This window comes from Pseudomonas sp. G34, from assembly GCF_031119625.1.
Lineage (GTDB): Bacteria > Pseudomonadota > Gammaproteobacteria > Pseudomonadales > Pseudomonadaceae > Aquipseudomonas.
In genome coordinates this window covers 223,969-246,713 of the sequence record NZ_JAVHZV010000023.1, presented here as the reverse complement: position 1 = coordinate 246,713, position 22,745 = coordinate 223,969, and the positions used below count along the sequence as shown (strand labels likewise).

The 22,745-nt window shown below is 64.1% G+C and carries 21 protein-coding genes; 9 read left to right on the top strand and 12 right to left on the bottom strand.

The window, feature by feature from the left end; translation table 11 throughout:
* Window positions 1–64 precede the first annotated feature (64 nt).
* Together QYS36_RS15615 and QYS36_RS15610 are read right to left on the bottom strand one after the other, a co-directional pair.
* Window positions 65–460: a DUF2946 domain-containing protein gene (locus QYS36_RS15615; protein WP_308840347.1), complete on the bottom strand. Its 396-nt coding sequence runs from the start codon at window positions 458–460 to the stop codon at window positions 65–67.
* Between the two features lie 58 nt (window positions 461–518).
* Entirely contained in the window at window positions 519–1,436 is a 918-nt protein-coding gene (locus QYS36_RS15610) for a LysR family transcriptional regulator (protein ID WP_308840346.1), read from the bottom strand.
* 113 nt (window positions 1,437–1,549) lie between these two features.
* Between QYS36_RS15610 and QYS36_RS15605 the strand changes: the two genes are divergently transcribed.
* On the top strand, window positions 1,550–2,566 hold the full coding sequence (locus tag QYS36_RS15605; RefSeq protein ID WP_308840345.1) for a zinc-binding alcohol dehydrogenase family protein: 1,017 nt from the start codon (window positions 1,550–1,552) through the stop codon (window positions 2,564–2,566).
* Between the two features lie 301 nt (window positions 2,567–2,867).
* Here QYS36_RS15605 and QYS36_RS15600 read toward each other — a convergent pair whose 3' ends face one another.
* From QYS36_RS15600 to QYS36_RS15580, 5 genes are all read right to left on the bottom strand, one after another.
* The gene (locus QYS36_RS15600) at window positions 2,868–3,752 is read right to left on the bottom strand and encodes a ChaN family lipoprotein (RefSeq protein ID WP_308840344.1); all 885 of its coding nucleotides are present in this window, start codon (window positions 3,750–3,752) and stop codon (window positions 2,868–2,870) included.
* Window positions 3,753–3,905: 153 nt separating this feature from the next.
* Window positions 3,906–4,673 carry a heme ABC transporter ATP-binding protein gene (locus tag QYS36_RS15595; RefSeq protein ID WP_308840343.1) on the bottom strand — a complete coding sequence of 256 codons (768 nt, stop codon included), beginning with the start codon at window positions 4,671–4,673 and terminating at the stop codon, window positions 3,906–3,908.
* Complete coding sequence (locus QYS36_RS15590; RefSeq protein WP_308840342.1) at window positions 4,673–5,710, bottom strand: iron ABC transporter permease; 1,038 nt, start codon at window positions 5,708–5,710, stop codon at window positions 4,673–4,675. The genes QYS36_RS15595 and QYS36_RS15590 overlap by 1 nt, the downstream gene beginning before the upstream one ends.
* Complete coding sequence (locus QYS36_RS15585; protein WP_308840341.1) at window positions 5,707–6,594, bottom strand: ABC transporter substrate-binding protein; 888 nt, start codon at window positions 6,592–6,594, stop codon at window positions 5,707–5,709. The genes QYS36_RS15590 and QYS36_RS15585 overlap by 4 nt, the downstream gene beginning before the upstream one ends.
* A 72-nt stretch (window positions 6,595–6,666) precedes the next feature.
* Complete coding sequence (locus tag QYS36_RS15580) at window positions 6,667–7,728, bottom strand: ChuX/HutX family heme-like substrate-binding protein (RefSeq protein WP_308840340.1); 1,062 nt, start codon at window positions 7,726–7,728, stop codon at window positions 6,667–6,669.
* Between the two features lie 192 nt (window positions 7,729–7,920).
* Between QYS36_RS15580 and QYS36_RS15575 the strand changes: the two genes are divergently transcribed.
* Together QYS36_RS15575 and QYS36_RS15570 are read left to right on the top strand one after the other, a co-directional pair.
* Entirely contained in the window at window positions 7,921–10,116 is a 2,196-nt protein-coding gene (locus tag QYS36_RS15575) for a TonB-dependent hemoglobin/transferrin/lactoferrin family receptor (protein WP_308840339.1), read from the top strand.
* Window positions 10,117–10,201: 85 nt separating this feature from the next.
* Window positions 10,202–10,519 carry a Rieske (2Fe-2S) protein gene (locus tag QYS36_RS15570; protein ID WP_308840338.1) on the top strand — a complete coding sequence of 106 codons (318 nt, stop codon included), beginning with the start codon at window positions 10,202–10,204 and terminating at the stop codon, window positions 10,517–10,519.
* Window positions 10,520–10,624: 105 nt separating this feature from the next.
* On the opposite strand, the gene sfsA is transcribed toward QYS36_RS15570, so the two are convergent.
* Complete coding sequence (gene sfsA, locus QYS36_RS15565; RefSeq protein WP_308840337.1) at window positions 10,625–11,335, bottom strand: DNA/RNA nuclease SfsA; 711 nt, start codon at window positions 11,333–11,335, stop codon at window positions 10,625–10,627.
* Window positions 11,325–12,506, bottom strand: coding sequence for a pyridoxal phosphate-dependent aminotransferase (locus QYS36_RS15560; protein WP_308840336.1), 1,182 nt, complete (start codon window positions 12,504–12,506; stop codon window positions 11,325–11,327). Before QYS36_RS15560 ends, sfsA begins: the two co-directional genes overlap by 11 nt.
* A gap of 317 nt (window positions 12,507–12,823) precedes the next feature.
* On the opposite strand from QYS36_RS15560, the gene dksA reads away from it, so the two are divergent.
* The 3 genes from dksA to QYS36_RS15545 all read left to right on the top strand — a co-directional run bounded on the left by dksA (window position 12,824) and on the right by QYS36_RS15545 (window position 14,800).
* The gene (dksA, locus tag QYS36_RS15555; RefSeq protein WP_070884315.1) at window positions 12,824–13,267 is read left to right on the top strand and encodes an RNA polymerase-binding protein DksA; all 444 of its coding nucleotides are present in this window, start codon (window positions 12,824–12,826) and stop codon (window positions 13,265–13,267) included.
* Between the two features lie 62 nt (window positions 13,268–13,329).
* A complete protein-coding gene (gene gluQRS, locus QYS36_RS15550; RefSeq protein ID WP_308840335.1) occupies window positions 13,330–14,217 on the top strand; it encodes a tRNA glutamyl-Q(34) synthetase GluQRS in 888 nt (295 codons plus the stop codon).
* Between the two features lie 52 nt (window positions 14,218–14,269).
* A complete protein-coding gene (locus QYS36_RS15545) occupies window positions 14,270–14,800 on the top strand; it encodes a hypothetical protein (protein ID WP_308840334.1) in 531 nt (176 codons plus the stop codon).
* Window positions 14,801–14,857: 57 nt separating this feature from the next.
* Here QYS36_RS15545 and QYS36_RS15540 read toward each other — a convergent pair whose 3' ends face one another.
* Entirely contained in the window at window positions 14,858–15,748 is an 891-nt protein-coding gene (locus QYS36_RS15540) for a triacylglycerol lipase (protein WP_308840333.1), read from the bottom strand.
* Between the two features lie 212 nt (window positions 15,749–15,960).
* Here QYS36_RS15540 and QYS36_RS15535 point away from each other — a divergent pair, with 212 nt between their 5' ends.
* Both QYS36_RS15535 and osmE read left to right on the top strand, forming a co-directional pair.
* Window positions 15,961–16,095, top strand: coding sequence for a hypothetical protein (locus QYS36_RS15535; RefSeq protein ID WP_308840332.1), 135 nt, complete (start codon window positions 15,961–15,963; stop codon window positions 16,093–16,095).
* Window positions 16,096–16,213: 118 nt separating this feature from the next.
* Window positions 16,214–16,567: an osmotically-inducible lipoprotein OsmE gene (gene osmE, locus QYS36_RS15530; protein WP_308840331.1), complete on the top strand. Its 354-nt coding sequence runs from the start codon at window positions 16,214–16,216 to the stop codon at window positions 16,565–16,567.
* Window positions 16,568–16,653: 86 nt separating this feature from the next.
* Here the strand turns inward: osmE and cysN are convergent, their stop codons facing one another.
* Together cysN and cysD are read right to left on the bottom strand one after the other, a co-directional pair.
* Window positions 16,654–18,549 (bottom strand): sulfate adenylyltransferase subunit CysN, encoded by a 1,896-nt coding sequence (cysN, locus tag QYS36_RS15525; RefSeq protein ID WP_308840330.1) that lies wholly within the window; start codon window positions 18,547–18,549, stop codon window positions 16,654–16,656.
* 1 nt (window position 18,550) lies between these two features.
* Window positions 18,551–19,468, bottom strand: coding sequence for a sulfate adenylyltransferase subunit CysD (gene cysD, locus QYS36_RS15520; protein WP_308840329.1), 918 nt, complete (start codon window positions 19,466–19,468; stop codon window positions 18,551–18,553).
* A 343-nt stretch (window positions 19,469–19,811) separates the two neighbouring features.
* Here cysD and QYS36_RS15515 point away from each other — a divergent pair, with 343 nt between their 5' ends.
* Window positions 19,812–22,685, top strand: coding sequence for an autotransporter outer membrane beta-barrel domain-containing protein (locus tag QYS36_RS15515; protein ID WP_308840328.1), 2,874 nt, complete (start codon window positions 19,812–19,814; stop codon window positions 22,683–22,685).
* Window positions 22,686–22,745: the final 60 nt, after the last annotated feature.

The window sequence follows — 22,745 nt, the reverse complement described above, 5'->3', positions numbered from 1 at the left end:
ATCTTGTGCAGAAGCGAATTGCCGGCAGCGCCCAACGCGCGGCAGACAACGACAAGGAAGCGAATCAGGCGATAAAGGGTGAGGCGCGGGGGTTGGCAGATGGCCACAGATAGCGAACGGCGCCACCGGGTTCGGCGTTAGGCCGCGCACGTGCCGGGCGTAGCCGTGGCAACAGCCCGAGCAGGCCGAAGAAGGCCGCCAGCGCAAGGGCGACGAAGGTGGAGCACAGCGGGCAGCCGGATCCCATGAAGGGCATCGGCATGCTTGAGCCCGTGCCGCCCATGTCCATCGCGGCACTGCCGCTGGCGCTGGCATCCAGGCCGCAATAGCCGCCATCCATGCCGCTGAGCTGCAGGCCGGTCATCTGCCCATGGCTGAACGCACAGGCGAGCGCGCTGAACAGGACGCTGAAATACAGCACCCAGGCGAGCAACGAGCGATCAGAGCGGGACAGGTTCATGGCTGGCGATTTTAGGGGCAGTGGCGGCAAACGGGCTGTGGTGGATTGCCGCAGCAGCTTAACGGTGCCACGGCGCCTGCGCCAGCAACTCGGCACAGCGTGCCTGCACGAACTCGCGCAGCAGGTGCACCGGCTTGCTCAATTGCTCGCGGTGGGTGCAGAGCAGGTTGAGCGGTGTCGGCTCGCCGAGTACTTCCGGCAACAGGATGCGCAGGCGCCCGGCGTGCACATCGCCGGCCACATCGAGCCAGGATTTGTACACCACGCCCGCGCCTGCCACCGCCCAGCGGCGCACCACGTCGGCATCGTCACTGAGCCGGTCACCGGCGACCTGCAGGCTCTGCTCACCCTCGGCCTCATGAAAGCGCCAACGCTCGTAGGCGCGGCCACCGAGCATGTAGATCAGGCAGTTGTGCTGGCGCAGGTCACTGACCTGCCGCGGCTCGCCATGGCGCTGCAGATAGGCCGGCGCAGCGCACAATACCCGGCGATTGCCGGGCGCCACCGGCAGCGCCACCAGGCTCGAATCCTCCGGCTCGCCATAGCGCAGGGCGATATCCACGCGCTCGCGAAACAGATCGGTAACCCGGTCGCCGAGCAGCAGGCGCAACTGCACCTGCGGGTGCGTTTGCATAAAGGTGTCGAGCCAGGGCAGCAAGGTGTTGCGGCCAAAATCCGACGGCACCGAGAGCTGCAGCGGCCCGCTGATCGCGGACTTGCTGCCGGCCAATTGCTGACGGCCGATGTCCAGGCTCTGCAGCGCCTGCCGGGCATGCACCAGGAAGGCTTCCCCCTCACCCGTCAACCGCAAGCTGCGGGTCGAGCGTACGAACAGGCGCGCCTGCAGCTGCTGCTCCAGGCGTTTGAGGCCGGCACTGGCCACCGCAGGCGAGATGCCCAGCAACCGCGCGGCGGCTGACAGGCTGCCTTCACTGGCGATGCGCACGAACAGTTGCAGGTCATCGAAACGCAGCATGGGCATCGATCTTCAAAAAAATATTGAAAGAGACTCTACCTTTATCCGGTTTTTCCTAGCAATGGATTGGCGCAAGCTGCGTCCATCCTTTACTTACCCACCAGGATTTCGCCATGAAAGCTGTCGCCTACCATCAGTCGTTGCCCATCGATAATCCGCAAGCGCTGCAGGATCTGCAGCTCGAAGCGCCAACACCCGGCCCACGGGATCTGCTGGTCGAAGTGAAGGCCATTTCGGTAAACCCGGTGGACACCAAGATTCGCCGCAACGTGGCGCCAGAAGGCGGCCAGCCCAAGGTGCTGGGCTGGGATGCGGCAGGCGTGGTCAAGGCGGTCGGCAGTGCGGTGACGCTGTTCAAGGTCGGCGACGAGGTGTCCTACGCCGGTGCCATCAACCGCGCTGGCGCCAACAGCGAGCTGCATATGGTCGACGAGCGCATCGTCGGTCGCAAACCGGCCAGTCTGCCGTTCGCCGAAGCCGCCGCCATGCCGCTGACCGCCATCACCGCCTGGGAGCTGTTGTTCGACCGTTTGCAGGTCGCCGACGGCAGCGCGGATCAGGGCCAGAGCCTGCTGGTGATTGGCGCGGCCGGTGGTGTGGGTTCGATCCTCGTGCAACTGGCCCGCCAGCTCACCGGGCTGACCGTGATCGGCAGCGCCTCCCGCCCGGAAACCGAGGCCTGGGTACGCGAGCTGGGCGCTCACCACGTGATCGACCACAGCAAACCACTGAACGAAGAACTGACGCGCATCGGCATCCCCCACGTCACCCACGTGGCCAGCCTGACCCAGACCGACCAGCATTACGACGCCATCGTCGAAGCCCTGGCGCCGCAAGGCCGCCTGGCCCTGATCGATGACCCGCTGCAGCCGCTGGACGTGATGAAACTCAAGCGCAAGAGCATCTCGCTGCACTGGGAGCTGATGTTCACCCGCTCGCTGTTCGAAACCGCCGACATGATCGAGCAGCATCGCCTGCTTAACCGGGTGGCCGACCTGGTCGACGCTGGCACCCTGAAAACCACCCTGGGCGAGCATTTCGGCGTCATCAATGCCGACAATCTGCGCCGCGCCCATGCCCTGCTGGAAAGCGGCAAGGCCAAGGGCAAGATCGTGCTGGAAGGGTTTTGAGCGGGGCACGATCGTAGGATGGGTGAAATGACGCGTGGAAGATTTCTGTAGGCCTCCGCTACTGGCGCGTCATGTAACCCATCAGCCGATAGCAGCCATGACGCTCATGGTGGGTTACGGCGCATCGCCTTACGCACGATCCTGAACATCTCCAACAGGCGCCTCACCCACCCTACGAAATCGAGGCAAACCCGCAGACGTAGGGTGGGTGGAGCGCCGCGTGGCACGATTTCCAAAATCCCACCTAACCAAGACGCGTCGCGTAACCCACCAATCGGTATCGACCGCCGGAAGCGTCGCCCTAGCGAAACTGCGCGCAATGATCCTCGGGCGGCAGCGCGGCGGTGTACCACACATAGTCCGCCTGCGCGGCGGTCACCGGCTTGCCGACCTCGGACAGGATCAGCACCTGAGCACTGCCCGGCGCGCCCAGATCAGCCAGGTGCGGCGGCACGCCCAGGTCACGGCGCACATGGTAGGCGCCAGCCAGCAGCAGCGCCGGCACCGGCGCTTTCAACAGTTGCTCGGCCATGCGCCGATCACGCTGTTGTTGCACTGCCAGCATCGCTGGCAACTGGCTGATCGGCAGCGTGTCGCAGTGCGACTCACGAATCTGCGCCAGCAGCGCTTTTTGCACCGCCTCGGCAGTCGAGGCCTGGCCCTGCAGAACAGGCCGCTCGCGGTAGATGGTCAGGATCTCGGCGCGGTCGAGATTGGCCGCTCGCAACCCGTAATCCTGCGCCAGGCCGTGGCGCACGATGGGCCCGTACAGCGCCCACGGCCAGCCGTTGCTCCACTCCAGCGCCTTGGGCAGATCGCTGATCTGCCGCCCTTCTCTCATCTGCTGCGCCACCTCATCGGCCAAGTGCTGCTGGCCTGAAGCGAGCATTTCCAGCAGCAGGCTGCCCTGCTCGCGGCGCTGCTCGAGGGCACGCAACAGCCATAGCTCAAGCGCGTGGTGATCCGGGTTGTCGTGTTGCTCGCCAACCAGCACCCGCGGCGCCTTTGCCAGCCGTGTGACAAGCTGCTCGGCCGTCAGGTGCGCGCCGCTACGCAGGTCGATGATCTGCCCCAGCTCGGTCTGCTCACGCCCAAGCGGGCTTTGCCACTCGGGCAGTGGCGCCAGGGCCGGCTGGCTCTGGCAGGCGGCGAGCAACAGCAGTACAGACAACAACAGGATACGCATCGGCTCTCCTTTAGAACCTATTCACGATCTCGCGAGCTAGAGCCATACAAGGCAAAAACAGGCGAGGAAGCGGAGTTTACGAGTTGTAAATGAGCATTCCGAGCCTGTTTTTAACGCAGTAGGGCCGACGCGCAGCAGATCGTGAACAGGTTCTTAGCGGGCAACGATCAACGGATGCCCCCGCTCGGGATGCTGCTGCACCAGCACCTCGAGGCCGAACACCGCCTGTAGCGGTTCGGCACGCAACACCTCGGCGGGCAGGCCGACGGCGTGCATACGGCCATCGTTGAGTAACAGCAGGCGATCGCAGTAGCGCGCCGCCAGATTCAGGTCATGGAGAATGACCAGCACCGCGGCGCCCTGTTCGGCGAAACGGTGCACCGCCTGCAAGGTGGTGTGCTGGTGCAGCGGGTCGAGCATGGAGGTGGGTTCGTCGAGCAACAGCGTCTGTTCAGCGCCGCCCGGCCATAACTGCGCCAGCACCCGCGCCAGGTGCACGCGCTGACGCTCGCCACCGGACAGCTCCAGGTAGCTGCGCTCAGCCAGGTGCTTGGCATCGGCGGCCTGCAGCGCCTCGCCGACGATCTGCGCATCACGCTCGCGGCCGGTGCCATGGGGCATGCGGCCCATCATCACCACATCGCCGACCGCGAAACCGAAGCTCAGCGACGAACTCTGCGGCAGCACCGCCAGGCGACGTGCGCGCTCCGTGCCCTGCCAATCCTGCAGCGGCCGGCCGCCCAGGGTAACCTCGCCGGCGGCCGGGCTCAGCTCGCCGCACAGCGCGCCGAGCAAGGTGCTCTTGCCGGCGCCATTGGGCCCAAGCACACCGAGCACCTGGCCGGGCTGCAGACCGAGGTCGATATCGACCAGCACCCTATTGTCGCCACGCAGGATCGACAGCTTGTGTGCGCAGAGCATCAGGTGCGCCCCCGCAGCAGCAGATACAGAAAGAACGGCGCGCCGATCAAGGCGGTGACGATGCCGATGGGCAGCTCGGCCGGCGCCAGAATCAGCCGAGCGAACAGGTCGGCCAACAGCAACAGGCTGGCGCCGGCCAGCGCCGAAGCGGGCAGCAGCACGCGATGATCGGGCCCCACCAGCAGGCGCACCAGGTGGGGAACCACCAGGCCGATAAAGCCGATCATCCCGGCGGCCGCCACCGCCGCGCCGACACCCAGGGCGGTGCAGAACACCAGCTCGCGCTTGAGCCGCTCCACCGCCACGCCCAGGTGGCGCGCCTCGGACTCGCCGAGCAGCAGTGCATTCAGCGCCTGGGCGCGGCGCGGCAGCCACAGCGCCACTGCCAGGGTCACCAGCAGCAGTGGCCACAGCCGCGCATAGCTGGCGCCATTGAGGCTGCCGAGGTTCCAGAAGGTCAGGGTGCGCAGGGTCGCGTCGTCGGCCAGGTAGGTGAACAGGCCGATGCAGGCGAACGCCAGCGCGTTGAGGGCGATACCGGCGAGCAGCATGGTGGTCACGCTGGTCTGCCCGTTGTGGCGGCCGAGGCGATAGACCAGTGCCGTCACCACCAGCCCACCGAGAAAGGCGCACAGCGACAATAGATAAGGCGCAAACACCTCCGGCATTCCGCCCATGGCCGCGCCACCGACGATGGCGACTGCCGCGCCAAGCGCCGCGCCACTGGACACGCCGATCAGCCCGGGGTCGGCCAGCGGGTTGCGAAACAGGCCCTGCATCGCCACACCGCACAAGGCCAGCACCGCGCCGACCGCCAGGCCCAGCAGGGTGCGCGGCATACGAATCTGGCCGACGATCAGCTCCGCTTGCTGCAGGCCATCGGCCGCCAACGGCACCCCCGCCAAGCGCAATACGGCCTGCAGGGTATCGCCCAGGGGCAGGCTGACGGGGCCAAGCGCCAGCGACAGCCACAAGGCGAACGCCAGCAGCAGGCCCAGTGCGACAAACAGTGAGCGCGGGCTGATGGCTGCCTTCATGGTGTGGCAGGGTTGAGCGGCGTGCGGCCGGGGTAGAAGGCGGCGGACAGCTCGGCAAGCCCAGCGGGAATACGCGGGCCAAGGCCGCCGACCAACAGGGTCGGGTCGATGGCCACCAGGCGCCCTGCCTTGCCGGCCCTGGTCGAGGCCAGCGCCGGGTTCTGCTCCAGCAGCGCCTGCCTGGCTTCATCACCGCCGAGGCGGCGGTCGGCAAAAATCACCACCTCGGGATCCAGCGCCAAAAGCGCCTCGCTGGACAGCGCCTTGTAGCCATCATGAGTGGTCAGGTTGTTGCCACCCGCCCGCTCGATCACCCAGGCAGCGGCAGTGTCCTTGCCGCCCGCCATGGGGCTGCTGCCGGCATGGCCGAGCAACAGCAGAACGGTCGGCGCCCGCGTTTCAGCCTGGGCCTTTGCCACCCAGGCGGCCTGTTCATTCAGGCGGGCCTGATAGGCCGCGAACAGACTCTCGGCACGCGCCTCGTCGCCGAGCAGCGCACCGATACGCTTGAGGTTGCCATGCAGCACCTGCAGGTCGGCATCGGCGGGCAAGGTTTCGACCTTCACGCCCGCTGCCGCCAGTTGTGCCAGCACCGGTGGCGGGCCCATTTCCTCGGTTCCCAGCAGCACCTGCGGGCGCAAGGCGAGGATGCCCTCGGCAGCCAGCTGGCGCTGGTAACCCACGCTCGGCAATTTCTGCAGCGAGGCGGGGTGCTGGCTGGTGCTGTCAACGCCCACCAGCTTGTCTTCACCACCGAGTTCGACCACCCATTCGCTCAACGAGCCACCGGTGCTGACCCAGCGCTGTGGCAGGTTGTCGGCGTTCACCGCCAACGGCGACAACAGGCTGGCGAACAGGGCGAATACGGCAAGTGGGCGGATCATGGAGCAACTCCGGAATCAGGATTCGTATCTGGCCTCCTGGACACGGAAGCGGCCAGGGCAGGCAGTGTAGCGTCAGGCCGGCAAGGCTGGGGTCTGCTCGGCCAGGCGCCGCCAGTCGTCGCGTTCCGGCACGCCCGGCTTGCGCGCGCCGAACAGCTGGACGATCAACTCGCCCTTGGCGTCGAACGCTTCCCAGCTGGTGATCACCCCGTCGCTGCTCGGCTTGCGCACGCGCCACAGCGCATGAACGTCATTGGCCTTGAGGTGCAGGTTGAACTGCGGATCCAGCACGTTGAACCAGGTATCCATCCACTTCAGGTTGCTGACCGGCCCGGTGTGGATCTGGATGCAATGGCGGTTGCCGACGAACACCATGATCGGCACCTCGGCCGCCGCCGCGCGCTCGAACAGGCCAGGCAAGGCGTCGGGCGCCAGCGGCTCGGCCCATTCGCGACCGGCCAGGCGCAGCGCCTGGGTGCGCGCCGCACCGTGAGTTTTCAGCAGGGCGAAGAAATGATGGGTGTCCTGCAGCGCGGCCCAGCCGGCGCGCAGCGCTTCGCCGTCGATGGCGTCGTCAGGCCGCACGGCTGCGGGCTCCGGCATGGGCTTGAGCGCCAGCTCGGCGCTTTGCTGCTCATCGCGAAAACGCGCGACCAGCGGCTCCCAGGCGGCCAGCTCACTGTGTTCGGTGAGGTAGACCTTGTGCACGGCGGCGCCCTGCTGGTCGAACACCTGGACGCTGCGCAGCACGCCGCGTGGCGTCTGTTCGGCCACGGCGAACGCGCTGGCCCAGCCGCCGAGGAACAGCCGCAGGTCGATATCCGCTGACACCACCAGGCCCATCTGGCCATTACCGGCAATCGTCACCTCGCGGTAGACGCCCTTGCGCTCATGCACGCAGGACTCGTTGCGGGTCAGCGCCATCACCTGGCCAAGCTCGCCGAGTGCCGGCAGTAGCGCCGCCCAGTCAGGGCGCAGGCGCACTGCATCCACAGCCAGGCGACTGGCCGTCAGCTCGCCCTCGCTGACCCCCAGCTGCGCTGCCGCATCCCGAGCCCGCAGGTGCGGCTGCTCGGCGCGCAGGTTCTGCCAGGCGGCATACAGGCCGTCACCGGCGACGGATAGATCACTCATCACACCAACTCCTTGTGGGCCCATCGACAGGCGGGGCGCCGTGAATTGAAAAGGGTAAACGCCTTGCACGGGGAGCGATACCGCTAACAGTCGGCGAATCCTAATCGACAAATAATCTCTTTTACAAATAAGAATCATTAATATTTAATCCGCAGCCACGTCCCCCCCCTTCGACATGACAAGGAGAATCGCATGTCGCCCCTCCCGCTTCGCTCCTGCCTGAGCCTGTTGCTGCTTGGCCCAGCATTCGCCAGCGCACAAACGCTGCAGCTGGAAAGAACCACGATCAGCGCGACCCGCACGGAACAGCCTGTGGATGCCGTCCCCAGTACCGTGACGGTGCTCACCGAGCAGGACATCGACCGCAAGACTGTGAAGAACATCAGGGATCTGGTGCGCTACGAGCCTGGCGTATCGGTCAGTGGCACGGGCAGCCGCTTCGGGCTGGCGGGTTTCACCATTCGCGGCATCGGCGGCAATCGCATCCTCACCCAGGTGGATGGCGTGCCGATGCCGGACGCCTTCGCCTTCGGGCCCTTCCTCGACGCGCGGCGCAACTATGTCGACCCGGATACCCTCAAGCGCGTGGAGATCATCCGCGGCCCGGCCAGCTCGCTATACGGCAGTGATGCGATCGGTGGCGCAGTCAGCTTCATGACCAAGGATGCCGCCGACTACCTGGACGCCGGTGATGACGCCTATGCCCGCCTGAAAACCGGTTACGACGGCGCCGATGACAGCTGGTCACGCAGCGCCACGCTTGCCGCCCGCCAGGGCCAGGTCGACGGCCTGCTGCACCTGGGGCGCCGCGATGGCCAGGCGCTGGATACCTTTGGCGGCCGCAGCGGAATCGGCGCGGCGCGCGAGGAGGCCAACCATCAGGACTACAACGCCAACAACCTGCTCGCCAAGCTCGGCTGGGATTACCGCGACGACGATCGCCTGCAACTGACCTACGAGCGCTACGAGGACGATGCCGATACCCGTGTGCTCAGCGAGTACAGCAACACGGCCACCGTACGCACCTCCGACGCCACCGATAACACCGATCGCCAGCGGCTCAGCCTGCAACACAGCTTCGCCCTGGATACCGCGCTCGCCGACAGGGCCGACTGGCAACTGAGTTATCAGCAAAGTCAGATCCGCCAGCGCACCTACCAGCAGCGCTTCAGCGCTGGCCGCCTGCGCGAACGCAGCCGTGACTCGACCTATCAGGAAGACCTGTGGGCGTTCAATACCAAGCTCGACAAGGCCTTCGATACAGGGCCGGCCAGCCACCAGCTGATCTACGGCGTCGACCTCAAGCGCCTGGAAAGCAGCGACCTGCGCAAGGGCCGCGAAGTATTCGCCAGTAGCGGTCTGCCGGTTCCGGCAATTCCCGGCGATGAAACCTTCCCGCTCAGCGACTTCCCGGACCCGACGTCGACCGAATATGCGCTCTTCGTGCAGGACAGCATCGATATCGGCCGCTGGACCCTGCTGCCCGGCTTGCGCTACGACCACTACGAGATGAAACCCGAGGTCACCCAGCACTATCTGAACAGCCAGCCGATCAACCGCAACCCGGCCGATTACCGCGACGAGGCCATTTCACCGAAGCTCGCCATCACCTACCGGATCGACGACGCCCATAGCATCTATGGCCAATATGCCGCGGGCTTCCGCGCGCCGAACCCGGTGGATATCTTTGGCGAGTTCATCAACTTCGCGCGCAATTACCAGACCATCGCCAACCCGAGCCTCAAGCCGGAAACCAGTGACAGTTACGAAATCGGTTTGCGTGGGCAGTACCAAACCGGGGCCTTTGGCGTGGCGCTGTTCTACAACCGCTACGACGACTTCATCGAGCAGGTGACCCTGGCCAACGACCCGACCGGTGCCGGGCGCATGACCTTCCAGTACCAGAACCTCGATCGGGTCACCATTCGCGGCGCGGAAGCCCGCGGCGAACTGCTGCTGGACAGCCTTGGCATGCCGGCTGGCAGCCATTTGCGCAGCGCCATCGCCTATGCCCGCGGCAAGGACGAAGCGAGCGGGCAGCCAATCAACAGCATCGACCCGCTCAAAGCCGTACTGGGCCTTGGCTACGACGCGCCAAGCGGAAGCTTTGGCGGCGAACTGACCTGGACGCTGGCAGCCGCCAAGAAACGCGTCGATCAAACCCAGGTCGCCAACCAGTTCGAACCCTCGGGCTACGGCACGCTGGACCTCAGCGCCTACTGGAATATCGGCTCTGGCGTCTCGGTCAATGCCGGCCTGTTCAACCTGACGGACAAGCAATACTGGCAATGGGGCGATGTCCGCAGCCTCAGCGAAAACAGCCAGAGCCTTGGCCGTTACTCCCAGCCTGGTCGCCATGCGGCGTTCAACGTGGCCTGGGAAATCTGAGCAGCAGCTACTGGCGCAAGGACGCGCGCCCTCTTCCATCGCCAGGCCGATGGGCGATAATCCCCGCTCAGGCCTGGAGACACCGATGATTCGTCTATGCGCCCCCCATGAGCTGCCAGAAGCTCAAAGCCGGGGCTTTTGCGTTGAAGACATGCAACTGTTCGCCGTGCGCAAGGCCGGTGCGGTGTTCGTGTACCGCAACCGCTGCCCGCACCGGGGCGTGCCGCTGGAGTGGCAGGCCGACCAGTTTCTCGACCCCAGCGCCAGCCTGATCCAGTGCGCCCGACATGGCGCATTGTTTCTGATCGAGTCCGGTGAGTGCGTAGCGGGGCCTTGCGAAGGCGAAGCACTGCGTGCAATCGAGAGCCGAGAGGATAGCGAGGGGATCTGGATCGATCTGTAGAGCAAAACCTGGGTATCGCTTCGCTCAACGCCAGGCTACAGAAGCATGTGGGCGGAGACGCGGCCCCGTCGCCCAGGTCGAGCGCTGCGATATCCGGGAACCCGCTCAGCCAAGCAGCACCTCCAGACGCCTTACTACCTCGATCCCCTGCGGCGAGATATCCACGCCGTAGGCCAGCACCTCGACGCCCGCGCTCAGCGCGTCAACCAGAGCCGCCGCGTAGGCCGGGTCGATCTCATGGGCTGGGCGCACCGCCTCGATACCCGACAGGTTCACGCAGTACAGCTGCACGGCACGAATACCGCTGCGCGCCAGGGCTGCCAGCTCGCGCAGGTGCTTGGCGCCGCGCTCGGTGCGGGCGTCGGGAAAGGCCGCTACGGTGCTGTCGGCAAAACCCAGGGTCACGCTCTTCACCTCGACGAAGGCCACCGCGCTGGCGTATTCGAGGCAAAAATCCACCCGGCTGCGCTCCACCCCATAAGGCACTTCGCGGCGCAAGGCGTTGAAGCCGGCGAGTTCGGGAATCAGCCCGGCCCGCAGGGCTTCTTCCACCAGGCCGTTGGCCCGCGCTGTGTTGATGCAGGCCAGGCGGCCGTGAGGCGTCTCGCCGACTTCCCAGGTGCCGGGCAGCTTGCGCTTGGGGTCATTGGAGCGGCTGAACCAGACCCGGCAGCCCTCGCTCAGGCAGTTGAGCATCGAACCGGTGTTCGGGCAGTGAATGGTCAGCAACTCACCGCTCGCCGTTTCGATATCGGCGAGAAAACGCTTGTAACGGCGCAGCAGACGGGCTTCTTCGAGGGGCGGATCAAACTGCATGGGGCTGCCAGCTCTTCAGACCACGGGCGATCCGCGCGACCGCTTCTTCGAGGCGCGGCAGGCTTTGGGTATAGGCGAAGCGCACATGGTGGCCGGCCTGGTGACGACCGAAGTCCAGGCCTGGGGTGAACGCAACGTGCTGGGTTTCCAGAAAGTGCTGGCAGAAGGCATAGGCATCGCCGCCAAAGGCACCCACATCGGCATACAGATAGAACGCCCCTTCAGGCTCGACGGCGATGCCGAAACCGAGCTCACGCAGGGCGGGCAACAGAAAGTCGCGGCGCTCGGCGAAGGCGCCGCGGCGCTCTTCGAGAATCGCGATGGTCGCCGGTTCGAAACAGGCCAGCGCCGCATGCTGGGCCATGCTCGGCGCACTGATGTAGAGGTTCTGCGCCAGCTTTTCCAGGTCGCCCACTGCCTCTTCGGGGGCCACCAGCCAGCCCAGGCGCCAGCCGGTCATGCCGAAATACTTGGAGAAGCTGTTGAGCACGAAGGCGTCGTTATCCACCTCGAGCACACTGCTGGCGTCCACGCCATAGGTCAGGCCGTGGTAGATCTCGTCGACCACCATATGCCCACCACGGTCTTTCAGCGCGGCGGACAGTGCAGCCAGCTCGGCGGCGCTCAATAGCGTGCCGGTCGGGTTGGCCGGCGAGGCGAGCAAGGCGCCGACGCTGTCGGCATTCCAGTGCTCGGCCACGCTCTCGGGAGTGAGCTGATAACGCTGCGCGGGGCCGACCGGCACCAGCTGCGCCGCGCCCTCGACCAAACGCAGAAAATGCCGGTTGCAGGGGTAGCCCGGGTCGGCCAGCAGCCAGTGCTTGCCAGGGTCGACCAAGAGGCTGGCCGCCAGCAGCAGCGCACCGGAGCCGCCGGGGGTGATGAGAATGCGTTGGGGGTCTATGCTCAGCCGGTAGCGCTGGGCATAGAACGCAGCAATCGCCTCACGCAAGGCGGGCAGCCCACGGGCCGCGGTATAGCGTGTGTGGCCGGCAGCCAAAGCGGCCTGGCCGGCCGCGACGATGGGCGCGGCGGTGGTGAAATCCGGCTCGCCGATCTCCAGATGGATGACGTCATGGCCCTCGGCCTGCAACTGGTTGGCCCGCGCCAGTAGCGCCATCACGTGGAACGGTTCGATCGCGCGGCTGCGGGCGCTGTAAGGCTGTGCCATGGGTCTGCCCCGGGAAACGATAAAAGGTGGAATTGTATCAGTGGTGCCCTGTCATACCGTGCCAACGCACCACTGAAATACGTGTTTACATTGCGATTGCAGGCACCCGGCGCCAGTTATGGGGTGGCTCATCAGGCCCACCAGGAAGCCCTGGCGCGGCCGGCTCGAAACCAGACGCACAACCGCGACATCCGGGAGTGGCGCGGCTTGAGTCGATCTGGTAAGTTCGCCGGCTTGCAGTCGCAGGGCCGTTATTGTAAACGGCAACGGACACATTCCCTGCGCAGTGGATTAGAGAGAGTGAGAGGCGGTCATCCATGCCCACCAAAGCAAAAGCAACAAACGGCCAATTGATTCGTGGCTTCGAACCCTACAAGGAAACCAAGGGCGAGGAGTACATGAGCGAGGCGATGCGCGCCCACTTCACCAGTATCCTGAACAAATGGAAGCTGGAGCTGATGCAGGAAGTCGATCGTACCGTGCACCACATGCAGGACGAAGCGGCCAACTTCCCGGATCCAGCCGACCGCGCCAGTCAGGAAGAAGAGTTCAGCCTGGAACTGCGTGCCCGTGATCGCGAGCGCAAGCTGATCAAGAAGATCGACGAAACCCTGCAACTTATCGAAGACGAGGAATACGGCTGGTGCGATTCCTGTGGTGTCGAGATCGGCATCCGTCGCCTGGAAGCACGCCCCACCGCCACCCTGTGCATCGATTGCAAGACCCTGGCGGAGATCAAGGAAAAACAGGTCGGCTCCTGAGTCGATCGACAGACGGGGCGCTTAGGCGCCCCGTTTCGTTTCCCCTCGCACAAACGCCGGCCATGCAGAACTCCAGCTATATCGGTCGCTTTGCCCCCACGCCCAGTGGCTATCTGCACTTCGGCTCACTGGTCGCGGCCCTCGCCTCCTACCTCGATGCCCGTTCCGTCGGCGGCCGCTGGCTGCTGCGCATGGAAGATCTCGACCCGCCCCGAGAAGCCCCCGGCGCCCAGAGCGCCATCCTGCAGACCCTGGAACGCTACGGCCTGCACTGGGACGGCGAACTGGTGCGCCAGAGCGACCGTCATGGCGAATACGAAGCGCTGCTGCAGCGCCTGTTCGACCAGGGCCTGGCCTACGCCTGCACCTGCTCGCGCAAGCAGCTCGAAGGCAGCGGCGGTATCTACCCCGGCCATTGCCGCAATGCCGGGCACGCGCGCCACGACGCCGCCATCCGCCTGCGTGTGCCCGAACTGATCTACCGCTTCAGCGACCGCGTGCAGGGTGAGTACAGCCAGCACCTGGGCCGCGAGGTCGGCGACTTCGTCATCCGCCGCCGCGATGGCCTGTACGCCTACCAGCTCGCCGTGGTGCTGGACGATGCCTGGCAGGGCATCAACAACGTGGTACGCGGCGCCGACCTGCTCGACTCCACACCGCGCCAGCTCTACCTGCAGGAGCTGCTCGGGTTTTCGCAGCCACGCTACCTGCACGTGCCGCTGATCATCCAGCCCGACGGCCACAAGCTGGGCAAGTCCTATCGCTCGCCGCCACTGCCCGGTGACCAGGCCACGGCGCTGCTGATCCGCGCTCTGCGCGCCCTCGGCCAGAGCGCGCCGGATGAACTGGCCGACGCCAGCGCCGAAGAGTTGCTGGCATGGAGCGCCAGGCAGTGGAACGCCGCGCTCATTCCGCGCACGCGCAACCTGGCGGAAAGTCAGTTGCGCTGAGCGCTGCTAACGTGCAGCCTTGCGCACCCACCGTCACCATCAGGAATCCGCCATGCGCGCCCAGCTCGAAGAACTCATCGGCAAAATCAGCTCGGGCTGCCTGCCGCAGGACGAAATCAGCCGCATCGCCAACGAAGCGGCCCAGGCCTATGCCGACCCCGCCGCCTTTCTGGCCGCCAACCCGGACATCAATTACGACGACAGCTTTCCCATTCCCCTGGGCGAGTGGATGGTGGTCGGCAACCTGCCGGATACCGTGCTGTTCCAGGCCGATAGCCATGAGGAGTTGTTCGCCCAGATCACCGCGTCGTTCGGCGCCGAAGTGAGCTTCGTGCTCACCGCCAAGCAGCTGAAGAAGGTCGAGCCGCTCAAGGCCCTGAACCGTATCCAGGTACAGCTCGGCAGCCTCTCCAAGGACACCCAGGGCTATACGCTGGTCGACTTCAGCGAACCGCTGGATGACGAGCTGCAGGCCGTGCTGGTGTACACCACCGACCTGCCGCGGGTGCTGGAGCTGGCGGTCGAGATCGGCATCTACGCGGCACCGGCGTATGAAGCCCTCAAGGCGGCCCAAGGCGAGTAACGCCTTGCCAACCTGGGTATCGCTTCGCTCAACCCAGGCTACGGGCTTGCAGCGCGATTACAGGCCGGCTTCGTGCAGGCGGCGCAGGTGCTCGATATACAGGCTGACCGGATCGACACCCGCGCCGACCCGGCCGAAGTGCTGGTTGACGATGTCCAGGTGGTCGAGTGGATAGTCGTCGCGGATCACCTTGCCCAGGTGCGAACTGACCCGCCCGACCATGCCGTCGCACTGCCCGGCCTCGCGCACGAAGGTGCGCGCAAAGCGCCGGCAGAACCAGTTCGACGGATCACGACGGTTACCACCCTGATCGGTGATGCCCGGCTGCAGGGTGCCGGACCAGGAGTAATAGCGTACGCCGTTGACCTCCTCCGGCCCGTCTTCGCCCCGGGTCGAGGGCAGGCCCTGGGGGTACTGATGGTTGAAGATGCCCACGCCCTCGGTGGTCAGGGAGCGGTGGGCCGCGACGGCATCGATCGGCAGGGAGGCGCCGCGTAATCCACCATCGAGCAGGGTGAACAACCGCGCCAGCATATGGGTGCCCATGCGCATCAGCAGGCTGCGCAGGCTTTTCGAGGCGTATTTGCGCTCCAGGTGATCGGCCAGTTCCGAGCCCAGGTTGGGCCCGGCCACGGAGGTGACCGAGGCGACCCATTCCGGGCGATGGGCAGCGGCGTAGCGGCATACCAGCGCGCCCTGGCTGTGACCGATCAGGTGCACCTTTTGCGCACCATTACGCCGCCGCACATCAGCAATCTGCAGCAGCAGTTGCTCACCGCGCAGCTCGGTGGCGTGAACCGGCGACAGACGCGCCGGGTACACGTCCACACCCTGATTACGCAACGCGCTGGTAATGCCGTACCAATACTCGAAGCCGAGCAGGCTGACGAAGCCCAGCATGCCGGGAACCAACACCAGTGGATACTGGGGAACTGCACGATGACCCATTTCAGTCTCCATTGGGGCGCTACCTTGCCCTGCCAGTGTTCAAGCGCAACGCGCATCATGATCGTCGATGGCCACTATCGAGCCATTCGACTTCATCCCTGACTGCCTCGCCCCTAGCATGGTTCCGTGAAACACCGAATGCCCCGGGTCTGTTGACGTTTCAACGCGAGCCGTGCGTGAAAGGTCAACAGACCCTAAAGACGAGGTACACCATGAAAGCCCTGACCCTTGCCCTGCTCCTGAGCCTGCTCAGCGCACCGGTACTGGCCCTGCCCAGCCGCCACCCCGCGCCCATTCTCGGCGAAGCCGTCGACAGCAGCCAGCTGCAGCCCAGCACTGCGCAGTGATCCCATCGGCCAGCAAGCCTCTGGCGCAATGCGCACATGCCCAGTTGATTTAAGCCGAACTTAATTCCCTGGCCCAGGCTCAGAAAAATGGTCTGGTTCATCACAAGGGAAATTAACCATGTTCAAGCAAAGCCTGGGTGCCGCCTGTGTACTAGCCGTTCTGACCGGTTGTGCCGGCAAGCCCGAAAATCCGGTCGACCACATCACTTTCCGTAACGAGCCGCTGGTCAAGCAGGTGGAAAAGGACATGACCAAGTCCACCGTGCTGGAACTGGGCGGCCCACCCTCCTCGGAAATCAACCGTACCGTGGTACCGGGCACCTGCAACAACTACGTCCTCAACAAGGATGGCAAGGAGCAGCCCTACTACGTCGCGTTCAACTCCGCTGACCGGGTGGAAAGCAAAGGCTTCCTGACCTGCGAGCAGATGGAAATCAACCAGCGCGAACGCGCCCGGGGCAACGGCATCTGATTGCCGACCGCCTGAAATGAAAAATGCCCGCCTCCGAGGAGAGCGGGCATTTTTATGGCTGGCCGTTGCCGGCCGCCAAGCAGCGCTTAAATGGCGCCGCGAGTGCGCAGGACGGCCAGCACCTGCTTGACGCCTTCCTCTACCGACACGCTCTGGGTATCGATGACCAGGTCGGCATTGAGCGGCACGTCGTACGGGAAGGACTCGCCCGGGATGTTGTCACCAGCGGCCGCGTACAGCCCTTGCGGGTCACGCTCGGCGCATACCTGCGGCGAGGCCTGCACGTACACGGTGATCAAGCGCTCGGCACCGATCAGCGCCTTGGCCTGCTCACGACCTTCAGCGTCGGGTGCCACGAAGGCGGCCAGGGTCAGCAGACCCGCCTCGTTGAACTGACGCGCCACGTGGGCAGCACGGCGCCAGTTCTCGGTACGCCCGGCACGATCCTGCGGCAAGCCCTTGTTCAGGTCATGACGCAGGTTCTGGCCATCGAGCACGTAGACCGCCCGGCCCATGTCGAACAGCTTGCGCTCCACGGCGTAAGCCAGGGTGCTCTTGCCGGCGCCGGACAGGCCGCTGAACAGCACGGTGGCCGGCTGCTGGCCGAAGCGCGCCGCACGCTCTTCGGTCGACACGTGGCCGCTTTCACGGTGATGACCGCCACCGGCGCCCAGCGCGTCGGCGATGATCATGCCGGCGCCGACGGTGCCATTGGTCAGGCGGTCGATGATGATGAACGCGCCGGTGGTGCGATTGTGCTCGTAGCCGTCGAGTGCGATCGGCGCATCGAGGGCCACCTTGACCTTGCCGATCTCGTTGAGCTGCAGGCTGCTGGCCGCCCCCTGCTCCAGGGTGTTCACATCGACCCGGTGAGTGATGCTGGCAATCGAGCCCGGCACGTAACTGGTGGCGCGTTTGATGTCGTATTTCTTGCCCGGCAGCATCGGCTCTTCGGCCATCCACACCAGCATGGCGTCGAAGCTGTCGACCACCTGAGGGCGGTTGTCGGCGTGCACCAGCATGTCGCCGCGCGACACGTCGATCTCGTCTTCCAGGGTCAGGGTGATCGCCTGGCCCGGGCCGGCCTGCTCCAGTTCACCTTCATAGGTGACGATGGACTTGACCCGGCTGCCCTTGCCCGACGGCAACGCGATGACTTCATCACCCTTGCGCACGATGCCGCTGGCCAGGGTGCCGGCGAAACCGCGGAAGTTGAGGTTCGGGCGGTTGACGTACTGCACCGGGAAGCGCAGGTCGTCGAAGTTGCGGTCGCCCGCCACTTCCACGCTCTCGAGAATTTCCATCAGCGACTGGCCGCTGTACCACGGCGAACGCTCGGACTTGTTGACCACGTTGTCGCCCTTGAGGGCGGACATGGGCACGAACTCCAGGGTGGTCGGGCGCAGGTCGATCTTCTCGGCGAACGCCAGGTAATCGGCCTTGATCTGCTCGAACACGCCCTGGTCGAAGTCCTTGAGGTCCATCTTGTTGATGGCCACGACGATATGCTTGATGCCCAGCAACGAGGCGATGAAGCTGTGCCGGCGGGTCTGGGTCTGCACACCGTAACGGGCGTCGATGAGGATGATCGCCAGGTCGCAGGTCGAGGCGCCGGTGGCCATGTTGCGCGTGTACTGCTCATGGCCGGGGGTATCGGCGATGATGAACTTGCGCTTGGCGGTGGAGAAATAACGGTAGGCGACATCGATGGTGATGCCCTGCTCGCGCTCGGCCTGCAAGCCGTCGACCAGCAGCGCCAGGTCGACTTCCTCGCCGGTGGTGCCGCTCTTCTTCGAGTCGCGGGTGATGGCTTCCAGATGGTCTTCGTAGATCATCTTGGAGTCGTGCAGCAGGCGCCCGATCAGGGTGCTCTTGCCGTCATCGACGTTGCCACAGGTGAGGAAACGCAGCAGTTCCTTGCGCTCGTGTTGCGCCAGGTAGGCGTGGATGTCTTCGCTGATCAGTTCGGATTGGTGCGACATATCAAAAGTACCCCTGACGTTTTTTCTCTTCCATAGAGCCTGCACCATCGTGATCGATCACGCGGCCCTGGCGCTCGGAAGTTCGGGTCAGGAGCATTTCCTGGATGATATCGGTCAGGCTGGTCGCCTCGGACTCCACCGCGCCGGTCAGCGGGTAGCAGCCGAGGGTACGGAAGCGCACCATCTTCTTGGTGATGCGCGCTTTCTCTTCATCGGAGAGGTGCTCGAGGATGCGCTCGTCGTCGATCATGATCAGCGTGCCGTTCTTCTCGATCACTTCACGCTCGGCGGCGAAGTACAGCGGCACGATGGGGATCTGCTCCAGATAGATGTACTGCCAGATGTCCAGCTCGGTCCAGTTGGAGAGCGGGAACACGCGGATCGATTCGCCCTTCTTGACGTTGCCGTTATAGACGTTCCACAGCTCGGGGCGCTGGTTCTTCGGATCCCAGCGGTGCTTGCTGTCACGGAACGAGTACACGCGCTCTTTGGCCCGGGACTTCTCTTCGTCACGGCGCGCACCACCGAAAGCGGCGTCGAAGCCGTACTTGTCCAGTGCCTGCTTGAGGCCCTCGGTCTTCATCACGTCGGTGTGCTTGGCACTGCCGTAGGTGAAGGGATTCATGTCCTGCGCCACACCATCGGGATTGATGTGGGTGATCAGGTCCAGGCCCATCTCGCTGACCATCTTGTCGCGAAAGCGGTACATCTCCTGGAATTTCCAGCGCGTGTCGACGTGCATCACCGGGAACGGCAGCTTGCCCGGAAAGAATGCCTTGCGCGCCAGATGCAGCATCACGGCGGAATCCTTGCCGATGGAATAGAGCATCACCGGGTTATCGAATTCGGCGGCCACTTCACGAATGATGTGGATGCTTTCCGCCTCGAGCTGTTTCAAGTGCGTCAGTTTGTCGAGCATGGCTACTCACGGGGGTCACGGTGTTTTATTCAGGCCAGAACGGGCCTTGGACGAGAACGCACTCTAGCACAGCACCTGCTTCTAATCAGGGCGCCGCTTAGATCGAAACGATCTAGCTTTATACCTACCGGAATTAGTCGCAAATTCGCTTAAAACTACCCTCCCGGAGCTTGCCACCTTCATCAAGGTTTTTGCCAAAGAGGTCACAGCACGCTTCGCGAGGCCTTGATCAGATGAAGGCCAAATGCCAGCATTCAACTGCATTACTTCCGTCCTGGTCAGAACGAATTGCTATCTACGCGATTTCAGGGTGCTTCACGCTGCAGTGCTCAAGGAGAGCCATATGTCTTCCAAAGTGTTACCCCTTTCTCTACTTGCCCTCGCTATCAACGCTGCCAGCCTTTCGGCCAGAGCAGAAACCTACCAAATCGATAACGGCCCCAAGACTTGGGAGAATGTCGTCATTGCAGGTGGTCTGACCATCGGCGGTGAGCTGACCACGCCAGCCAATGCGCTGACCCTGAAGCCGGGAACCCATGTGCAGGGTGACCTGGTCATCGACGCCTCGATCAATACCACTGGATCAGAAAGCTCAGAGGAGCGTTACAGTCGTCCGTTGACGCTAGGGGAAGGGTTGATCGCTTTCTCCGATGAAGTGCGTATTGATGGCGGCCTCATCAATAAGGGTAACTTGATCGCCAACGGTCTCAGCGCCGTCGGCATTCAGGGACGTAACCTCTCCATCGATGGCCCCCTCAGCAACACTGGCCTGATCAGTGTCCGGGACACCTACATACTGAACGCCCAGGGCCACCTCCTGGGCGACGCGATGCCTGCAGGCATAAGCCTGAGCGAAACCCGCCTGGGTAGCCTGAGCAACAGCGGACGCATCGAAGTGATCAGTGCGGATATCGGCAGGGGTATCGGGCTGGAGCGCGCCCCATTGGCCGGCGCCCTTGAAAACACCAGCAGCGGCAGTGTCGAGGTGACCGGCGATGAAGTGCACGCCATCGCCGTCAACTTCAAAAGTAATCTGGCCGAACTGATCAACGCAGGAACGGTACGCGCAACAGGAATCAAGTCGCGTGGTGACTCCCGTAATCTGAGCGAAGCCAACGGCATCACGGTCGGCGACAGCACCGTTCGCGGCCGGCTGCTCAACAGCGGCAGCATTACCGTCAGCGGCTACGAGGCCAGCGGTATTCACCTTATCGCCTACGGCAACGACGACGATCAGGCGCGCATCGACGGGGATCTCATCAACAGCGGCAGCATCGATGTGACCGCCGTGGCCGAGAACGGTGCCACTGCCCGAGCCATCGAGATTTCCAATGCGACCATCGGCGGTAGGCTGAATAACAGCGGTGGCATTACGGCGAGCGGTGCAGACTCGATAGGTATCTATGTCGAGGGAAGTCGCATTGCGGGTGACATCGTCAACAGCGGCACGATCAAAGGTGATCGCGCAGGTATCTACCTGTCGAGTATCGAGTCCAACAGCAACCTGCCCGGCTATGCTCCGTTCAGCATCATTTATCAGAATGGTGGGCTAATCGAGGGCGGTGAGTACGCTATCTATTCCGATACGCAAAACAACGGCTCAAGACTGATCTGGGGAGGCGGAACGATCAAGGGCGACATTCACGGTATGTCTTATATAGATATTGTCGGGGATGCCACTTTTGACGGTGAGCGCCTTAGTGGCTTTGTTTACGAAGGTGGTGATTTCGGCGGTGTGGATGTTTTCAATGCCGATGACAGCCCCTTGGGCCGACCGGGAAAACTGACACTGCTTAAACCTCATGTGACGCTGGATGGTCACCTTGAGATGAACCGCGGCACGGTGTTGCAACTTAACCTCAGTGATGCAACCGACCCTGACAAAGCCATTCTCAAAGTAAGAGACGAGGCCTACTTTTCGGAAGAAAGCAGCATCGCCCTTCGTCCTACCTCGGAAGCCTTCCGTGCGGCGGGCAAAGAGTACAAGCTGGTACAGGCTGATGGAGGTGTTGAGTACGACGGTGACCGGAGCCTGGTCGTCAGTAGCTCACCTCTGCTAGCCGTCAATTCGTCTCGAATCACCAGTAACGAGGTATTGGCCACCGTCAGCAGCGTTTCGGGTCAGCAGGCCGGCGAAATAATCGACCAGGCCGGCAGCAGCCCCAACGCCCGCCGTGCCTTCCAACCCTTCTACGCAAGCGTGTTGGGCCAACTGGACAGCAACGACCCGGTATTCCAGGCGTTCGCCAATGCCGATGAGGCACAGCTTGCCGCCCTGAGCGAACAGCTCACGCCCCAGGTTGATGGCGCCGTGCAAGCTGCTGCCAATGCAGTGCAAAACTTGGTCGGCGGGGCGGTGAGCTCGCGTACATCGTCGCTGCGTGGTGCCTCGTCCGGCTCGGCATTCAGCGAGACCGGCTTCTGGGTCCAAGGGCACGACAGCGATCTGCGCCAGGGCCGTCGCAGCGGCATCGCGGGCTATGACGCCGACAGCCGCGGCCTGAGCCTCGGCATTGATGGCAAGCTCGACGAGCAGTGGACGCTGGGTGTGGCCTACAGCAACCTGGACACCAAGGTCAGTGGCCGCACCGGCAACAAGAGCGAGATCGATAGCCAGGTGCTGACCCTGTATTCGGGTTTCGAGCAGGGCCCGGTATTCGTCGATACCAGCCTCAGCTATGGCTTCAACGACAACGCCAGCAAACGCAATATCGCCGGCACCCGTGCCAAGGGCGACTTCGACAGCCAGTCCCTGGCCCTGAACCTGGAAGCGGGCTATGGCCTGCATACCGGCAGCGTCACCCTGGAGCCTCGCGTCGCCACACGCTACAGCCGCCTGGACATCGACAGTTATCGTGAAAAGGGCTCTTCGGCCGCACTGGCAGTCAGCAGCCAGCGCTACGAAGCCATCGAACTCGGCGCGGGCGCACGTCTGGCCAGCCAGTTCTCCGTCGGCCAGGGCACCCTGGAGCCGGAACTGAAGCTGATGGCCTACCACGACTTCGCCGCTGACCGTGCCAGCAGCACATCAAGCTTCGTGCTCGGCGGCTCGTCGTTCGTGACCCATGGCGCCAGCCCGGCACGCGACAGCTACGAGGCCAGCCTGGGCGTCAACTACCGGCTCGGCGCGTTGAGCCTCGGCGCAGGCTACGAGCATGTCGGCCGCTCGGGCTTCGATGCCGATACCCTGCGCGCCAAGGTTCGTTACGACTTCTGACCGTGACTGCGTGGCGCTCGGGGTCAAACCTGGGCGCCACGGTCTCTACTCCTCCCTCTC